This window comes from Pseudomonas sp. PGPPP1 (genome assembly GCF_002255865.1).
In the GTDB taxonomy this organism is placed as follows: domain Bacteria; phylum Pseudomonadota; class Gammaproteobacteria; order Pseudomonadales; family Pseudomonadaceae; genus Aquipseudomonas; species Aquipseudomonas cremoris.
Map to the genome: position 1 here is coordinate 1 of NZ_NKIG01000068.1, position 5,057 is coordinate 5,057.

A 5,057-nucleotide genomic window follows, 5' to 3' on the forward strand; every position below is an offset into this window, starting at 1 on the left:
ACACACCCTCCACGTTAAGGCCCATGCTACGAGCAGAACCGGCGATGGTACGCACGGCTGCATCCATATCAGCTGCAGTCAGATCCGCGTTTTTGGTTTTCGCGATTTCTTCCAGCTGAGCACGAGTCACGGTGCCAACCTTAACGGTGTTAGGACGAGCGGAACCGCTAGTCAGACCAGCAGCTTTCTTCAGCAGAACCGAAGCCGGGGTCGACTTGGTTTCGAAAGTGAAGCTACGGTCGCTATATACAGTGATGATCACTGGAGTCGGCAGACCTGGCTCAAGACCCTGAGTACGGGCGTTGAAGGCCTTGCAGAATTCCATGATGTTCACACCGTGCTGACCCAGTGCTGGGCCGACGGGTGGACTTGGGTTGGCCTGAGCGGCCTTCACTTGCAGCTTGATGTAAGCGGTAATCTTCTTGGCCATGAGGCACTCCAATTACGGGTTCAAACGCCTCGAGAGGCTCCCCGGTTACTTGCGCGTTTATCCCAGTGACGACAAAACCCCACAGCCTAAGGCTGTGGGGTTGGGATGCTTGATCAGCTAGACCTTTTCGACCTGGCTGAACTCCAACTCTACCGGAGTAGAGCGACCGAAAATGAGCACCGCCACTTGGATTCGGCTCTTTTCGTAGTTAACTTCTTCGACAGTACCGTTGAAATCAGCAAACGGACCATCTGTGACACGAACAACCTCGCCCGGCTCGAACAACGTCTTCGGCTTAGGCTTGTCACTACCATCAGCAACACGACGCAAAATTGCTTCTGCTTCTTTGTCAGTGATAGGAGCAGGCTTATCAGCAGTACCGCCGATAAAGCCCATGACACGAGGAGTATCCTTGACCAAGTGCCAAGTACCTTCATTCATGTCCATCTGAACCAGCACATAGCCAGGGAAGAACTTACGTTCACTTTTACGCTTCTGGCCATTCCGCATTTCAACCACTTCTTCAGTGGGAACCAGAATTTCGCCGAAGCCATCTTCCATGCCTGCCAGCTTTACGCGCTCCAGCAAAGAGCGCATAACATGCTTCTCGTAACCCGAGTAAGCATGCACAACGTACCAACGCTTAGCCACGGGACACCCTTAGCCAACAATCAAGGAAACAAGCCAGCCGAGCAGGGAATCAAGCCCCCACAACAGCAACGCCATAACCAGAACAACAGCCACCACAATCAATGTGGTCTGCGTGGTTTCTTGGCGAGTCGGCCAAACGACTTTACGAATTTCGGTGCGAGCTTCCTTTACCAGGACCGCGAACGACTTGCCCTTAGCGGTCTGCAGGCCTACAAAGGCAGCTACAGCAGCAATGACAAGCAAAGCGAGCACACGGTACAGGATCGGCGAAGCAGAATAGTACTGATTGCCAACAACGCCTACGACCACCAAAGCGACTACTGCGAGCCACTTAACCAGATCGAAACGAGAGCTTTGAGCTTCAGCCTTAGGAGTCATCTATGAAGATCCTGTGAAAAGAAAGCCAGATACACCACGTGAATCTGGCAGGTCAGGAGGGAATCGAACCCCCAACCTACGGTTTTGGAGACCGTCGCTCTGCCAATTGAGCTACTGACCTAAAACAAAATCAGGCCGACCATTATGCAGGCCTGAAAAAGACTTTACAACAACCAACCCCCAGAGACCTGAAATCGCCCGACATCAACACCGGACACAACACCATCAAGCCGAGGCAGCTGTTAAAACAAAGGCAGATATTTTCATATCTGCCTTGTTATATGGAGCTCTTGAGCGGATTTGAACCGCTGACCTCACCCTTACCAAGGGTGTGCTCTACCAACTGAGCTACAAGAGCGAAACACCTTGCACAACCTGCAAACTTGGAGCGGGTAGCGGGAATCGAACCCGCATCATCAGCTTGGAAGGCTGAGGTTCTACCACTAAACTATACCCGCGGAGCTTGCAGCTCACGCTAAAAATGGTGGAGGGGGAAGGATTCGAACCTTCGAAGTCGTAGACGTCAGATTTACAGTCTGATCCCTTTGGCCGCTCGGGAACCCCTCCTAAGCGAGCCGGCATTTTACATCACGCCGACCTTCTGTCAAGCATTTTCTCATTTAAATTATGAGGTTAGCTGCATTGACGATTGCTTCGCGCTGTTGACCTACTTGGTCATCACTGCGGAGCGGGCGCCATTCTATGCAAACTATTCGAGAGTTGCAACGCCTTCGCACAACATTATTTTATGTTTTAACTCATTGAATTCCTTAGCAAGGTTTTCAAAGGGCAGATCATCAGCCAGGCGCCTGCTTTCAGGGGCCACACGAAGCCAATAACCCGAAGCGTCAGTCGTGTTCAGCAACAAAACCTTGGCCTTGATATCCAAACTGGTAAGACGCTGCTCGACAGATTGCGCCTGACGCTGATCAGTAAAGCCACCGATATATAGACAGGTGTTTTGCCCATCTGTGGCCTTGGCACGATCCCTACGGGCAACCGCTTCAGACGACTCACTCAGAAGGCGTATATCTTGCTGAGAACCCTTGTAGAGACTAAGCGGCGTGACATCCTTGGCACGCAACGGCGCTTCTTGCTGATGCCATATGTAGTAGAAGACATTCAGAACGAGTAAAAGCAAAAACAGCCAGCGCATAAGAACCTCAGGACAAAGGGCAGGCCATCGCCAATCCAACGAAAACCAGGTCAGGAACAATCCGAGCCTGCGGCACAGCCGCAGAAACCAAATCAGCATCGCCACCGGTCAGGAAAACAGTAAAGTCATCCCCCCAGTAGCTTCGAGCCAGCTCTAGCTGAGTCAATACAAACCCTCTCAGCATCAAAGTACAGCCTCGCTCGACAGCCTCGACGGTTGTATGACCAGGCAGGAGGCGCTCCAGCGCTCGCTCAGCCGCCGCATCGTCGTAGCGTATCTTCCGGGTATGCGTACGCAACTGATTGCGCATGAGCGGCAATCCCGGGCAGATGAAGCCCCCCAGGTGCTCGCCGTCGGCAGCAATAAAATCTGCAGTTGCCGCCGTGCCGAAATCCAGGACCAGGCAAGCACCAGACGCCAACTTATATCCACCCAACATCGCCAGCCAGCGATCCAGCCCTAGACGCTCAAAGTCATCATAGCCATTACGCACGCCGGCCATTTCTCGCGCAGATACCGCGCAGGACACAGAAACCCCAAAAGCACTCACCAGGGCGTCAACTAACTGCCCCGTCTCCTCCTGCGCCCTGACACTGACCAATCGGCAGCGCGTAAGCAACAATTCAGGAAGGGCGATCAAGCCATCAATCAGCGCAGCATCCGAACTAACGACACCTTCTGCGGAGGCAAGCGAGCCATCAACTTCAAGCACGCGCCATTTGATAAAACTGTTCCCACAGTCGAGCTCAAGAATCATCACGCAACCTCAGGCTTAACTCTCCACCGCTGTATATTTTTTCGACACCATCGACACTCAAACGTAACGCGCCTTGATGATCGACACCCAGCACATCACCGTCAATCTGGTTGGCTCCCGCGATTAGCGATACAGCCCGCCCCTGCCAAAGGTGATTCTGTTCCCACTCCTCCTGGAGCGCGGCGAAACCACCGGCTTTATGTCGACTCAGATAGTCTTGCAACTGCACACCCAGTTGCGCGACCAGATGATTGCGGTCAATTGCAAAGCCCGTCTCAAGCCGAACCGAAGTCCATTGCTGATCAACGTCCTCCGCCTTCTGCATGTTCACATTGACACCAACCCCAAGGACAACGTGGCAAATATCAGCGGGATCCCCTACCAATTCCAGCAAGATACCGGCGATTTTTTTATCCCCGACTAACACATCGTTAGGCCACTTCAACGCAGCACCTTGCACGCCTAATTCACGGAGGGCGCGCATGACCGCAAGCCCAACCACGAGGCTTAGCCCTTCCAACTGCCGCAAACCACCTTCGATACGCAACACGAGGCTGTAGTACACATTTTGCGCGAATGGGCTGACCCATTTACGACCTCGCCTCCCCCTTCCTGCTGTCTGCTGCTCTGCGAGCACTAGAAACGGCGGTACGCAACCTGCGTCAACTAGACGCAAGGCTTCAGCATTGGTGGAGTCAATAGTGTCGGAAATATGAGCAGGCCATGGCAAAGCAGGCGCATTCGATGCAATTGCCTCAGCATTCAAAAATACTAATGGCGATGCAAGCTGATAGCCCTTTCCTCGGACCTTATGGATAGGCAGATTCAACTCTGCCTCAATATGCTGGAGCTGCTTCCACACAGCGCTACGACTGACGCCCAAGGCTGCGCCAAGCGCTTCTCCAGAATGGAATCGGCCGTCTTTCAGTAGATTTAACAACGTCAGCATACAAGGATCGCCTCACAATGAGGCAGGCATGATAGCCATGCGCAAAGCCATTGCATAGAAAGGCAATGCTTTAGCTGCATAGGAAGAAACGATTACCGTAAGCGCTTTTCGATCGCCCAAAACAAAACCCCTGACTGCGTTAGCAATCAGGGGTTCTGGAATTTAATCTTGACGATGACCTACTCTCACATGGGGAAACCCCACACTACCATCGGCGATGCATCGTTTCACTACTGAGTTCGGGATGGGATCAGGTGGTTCCAATGCTCTATGGTCGTCAAGAAATTCGGGTACTGAGTCGTGACCTGTTGGTCTCGCTTCAGCAAATTGGGTATGTGACAGCTTTCGGTGTTTTGTGAACGTCGAACTTTCGGTTCATTTCGTCTTCACACACCGCAATCTGGTGCCTTTTCAGGTCAGCAAATTGCTTGGGTGTTATATGGTCAAGCCTCACGGGCAATTAGTATTGGTTAGCTCAACGCCTCACAGCGCTTACACACCCAACCTATCAACGTCGTAGTCTTCGACGGCCCTTCAGGGAACTCAAGGTTCCAGTGAGATCTCATCTTGAGGCTAGTTTCCCGCTTAGATGCTTTCAGCGGTTATCTATTCCGAACATAGCTACCCGGCAATGCCACTGGCGTGACAACCGGAACACCAGAGGTTCGTCCACTCCGGTCCTCTCGTACTAGGAGCAGCCCCTCTCAAATCTCAAACGTCCACGGCAGATAGGGAC

At 52.6% G+C, this 5,057-nt stretch carries 6 protein-coding genes, 4 tRNA genes and 2 rRNA genes; all 12 read right to left on the bottom strand.

All coding sequences use genetic code 11. The annotated features are described in order from the left end of the window. A partial coding sequence (gene rplK, locus CFE47_RS30935) for a 50S ribosomal protein L11 (RefSeq protein WP_003176435.1) occupies nt 1-430 on the bottom strand: 430 nt, incomplete at its 3' end. 117 nt (nt 431-547) lie between these two features. Next, a complete protein-coding gene (gene nusG, locus CFE47_RS30940) occupies nt 548-1,081 on the bottom strand; it encodes a transcription termination/antitermination protein NusG (protein WP_003176436.1) in 534 nt (177 codons plus the stop codon). Nucleotides 1,082-1,090: 9 nt separating this feature from the next. Next, the gene (gene secE, locus CFE47_RS30945) at nt 1,091-1,459 is read right to left on the bottom strand and encodes a preprotein translocase subunit SecE (RefSeq protein ID WP_185710876.1); all 369 of its coding nucleotides are present in this window, start codon (nt 1,457-1,459) and stop codon (nt 1,091-1,093) included. Between the two features lie 45 nt (nt 1,460-1,504). Then, a tRNA-Trp gene (locus CFE47_RS30950) sits at nt 1,505-1,580 on the bottom strand. Nucleotides 1,581-1,741: 161 nt separating this feature from the next. Continuing rightward, a tRNA-Thr gene (locus tag CFE47_RS30955) sits at nt 1,742-1,817 on the bottom strand. Nucleotides 1,818-1,843: 26 nt separating this feature from the next. Then, nucleotides 1,844-1,917: transfer RNA gene (locus CFE47_RS30960), tRNA-Gly, on the bottom strand. A 24-nt stretch (nt 1,918-1,941) separates the two neighbouring features. Continuing rightward, nucleotides 1,942-2,026 (bottom strand) — tRNA-Tyr (locus CFE47_RS30965). 142 nt (nt 2,027-2,168) lie between these two features. Beyond that, complete coding sequence (locus CFE47_RS30970) at nt 2,169-2,615, bottom strand: hypothetical protein (protein WP_286842980.1); 447 nt, start codon at nt 2,613-2,615, stop codon at nt 2,169-2,171. 7 nt (nt 2,616-2,622) lie between these two features. Next, entirely contained in the window at nt 2,623-3,372 is a 750-nt protein-coding gene (locus CFE47_RS30975) for a pantothenate kinase (RefSeq protein WP_286842982.1), read from the bottom strand. Then, nucleotides 3,362-4,321 carry a bifunctional biotin--[acetyl-CoA-carboxylase] ligase/biotin operon repressor BirA gene (birA, locus tag CFE47_RS30980; protein ID WP_286842984.1) on the bottom strand — a complete coding sequence of 320 codons (960 nt, stop codon included), beginning with the start codon at nt 4,319-4,321 and terminating at the stop codon, nt 3,362-3,364. Before birA ends, CFE47_RS30975 begins: the two co-directional genes overlap by 11 nt. Nucleotides 4,322-4,487: 166 nt before the next feature. Next, nucleotides 4,488-4,603 (bottom strand): 5S ribosomal RNA (gene rrf / locus CFE47_RS30985). Nucleotides 4,604-4,760: 157 nt separating this feature from the next. Continuing rightward, a 23S ribosomal RNA gene (locus CFE47_RS30990) occupies nt 4,761-5,057 on the bottom strand; the annotation flags it as partial.

Excerpts from the sequence above, each read along its gene's own strand:
- CFE47_RS30970 (WP_286842980.1), bottom strand. The coding sequence starts at position 2,615 with ATGCGCTGGCTGTTTTTGCTTTTACTCGTTCTGAATGTCTTCTACTAC.
- CFE47_RS30975 (WP_286842982.1), bottom strand. The coding sequence starts at position 3,372 with ATGATTCTTGAGCTCGACTGTGGGAACAGTTTTATCAAATGGCGCGTG.
- secE (WP_185710876.1), bottom strand. The coding sequence starts at position 1,459 with ATGACTCCTAAGGCTGAAGCTCAAAGCTCTCGTTTCGATCTGGTTAAG.
- birA (WP_286842984.1), bottom strand. The coding sequence starts at position 4,321 with ATGCTGACGTTGTTAAATCTACTGAAAGACGGCCGATTCCATTCTGGA.